This window comes from Acidovorax facilis, assembly GCF_023913775.1.
GTDB classification, from domain to species: domain Bacteria; phylum Pseudomonadota; class Gammaproteobacteria; order Burkholderiales; family Burkholderiaceae_C; genus Acidovorax; species Acidovorax facilis.
Genome location: NZ_JAMXAX010000276.1, coordinates 1 through 1,493 on the forward strand (window position 1 = coordinate 1; position 1,493 = coordinate 1,493).

Annotated in this window: 1 protein-coding gene; it reads left to right on the plus strand. The window is 56.8% G+C overall.

What is annotated here, in order from left to right:
* Window positions 1–181: 181 nt before the first annotated feature.
* Window positions 182–1,099 carry a Shedu immune nuclease family protein gene (locus NFX52_RS31225; protein WP_162239724.1) on the plus strand — a complete coding sequence of 306 codons (918 nt, stop codon included), beginning with the start codon at window positions 182–184 and terminating at the stop codon, window positions 1,097–1,099.
* Window positions 1,100–1,493: the final 394 nt, after the last annotated feature.

Consider the following 1,493-nt stretch of genomic DNA (forward strand, 5'->3'; position numbering starts at 1 on the left):
GCAACGCTGAGCCAGCGCGCAAACAACGCGATCGTCGCCACGCAAACTGCATCCACCTTCTTCATCATGCCCGCGATATTCGCGGGACATGTGGCTCAACTCAAGATGCCTCGGCTGGACGCTTACGGCTGACGTCCTTGTGATCGGCAAAAAGATCCGACTACGCTTGGACGGACGGACGGTGTTCATCGACCAGAACAAAGTGGATAGCCTGCGCAGGGCCTTCAACCGGACTAAAACTAGGGGACGGCAACTCATTCAGCATTCCAAGCACAGCTTGGTACATGACCAGGTGCTCGCAGAGATCGCCCCTGACAGGTTCCAGCGGATTGAGCGCAAAGCACCGCCATTGGTGCAGGTACGAAGAGAGAACGCAGTTCAGACCGCGTATCGCGAGCGCGCGGAGCGGCGCGCTAGCATTCAATCCGTACAAACGCAGGTCGATGTGCTGGCTGCCGAGGCGCCTTCTGAGTTACTGAGACTGCACGCGGAAATCGAAAGAGCTACGCTGACCGCCATGATTGGGCAGTACCGGGAAATGCTCAACAAGAGCCTCAAGGAAGCACAGTGGCAACGCTTCTTTGAGAAACACAAGTTCGTCCTGAGCCTGGCTTTCGCTCGGCCCGTCGAGCTGTCTCACACCCAGTTTCACGCCCAAGGATCTACGCTTGCGGGAACGGGAGCACAGATTGGTGACTTTCTATTCAGAGAGCAAGGCCTGGCGCTCGCCATTGTGGAAATCAAAACTCCAGATGCTCCCTTGATGCGTTCCCGAGCCTATAGGCCACCGAATGTATTTGGACCAGACTCGGAGCTGAGCGGCGCTATCACGCAAGTGTTGCATCAGCAAAGCGAGTTGCGCATGCGATGGAAGGAACACGCCTTTGACAATCCGACCTTGCGTTCCTCCCGAGCAGATGTCGTCAGATGCATAGTGCTCGCTGGACGCCGGCCAGTAGAAGAGAATGAACTGCGTTGCTTTGAGGTGTTCCGCAACGCCTGTAAGGATGTGGAGGTGATCACCTTTGACGAACTGCTGGTCAAGCTTGAATACCTGCAGCAGCATCTGCAGCCAACTCTGGACGACGTACCGTTTTAGGGCTTCGCGTTCAGTGCTCGATCCTGGCGAGTGATCGCGGTACAAAGCCGCCCGAATACACCATGCCCTCAATGCGCAGCCGACTGGTCACACCTGAACGGGAACTCTGACAGGCAAATGCTGACGGACCCAATTGGATTGAACCAGAGCACGCACCCCGTCGGCATGAACTTGGCGGTTGGCGTCGAGTGAACGTAGGCTTACGACAAGGGCGACATTCAAGGGTTCGGCCAAAGGTGGCTCGTTAGCCCGCAGTAACGCGTCTAGTGTAAGCGTCCAGCCGAGGCATCTTGAGTTGAGCCACATGTCCCGCGAATATCGCGGGCATGATGAAGAAGGTGGATGCAGTTTGCGTGGCGACGATCGCGTTGTTTGCGCGCTGGCTCAGCGTTGC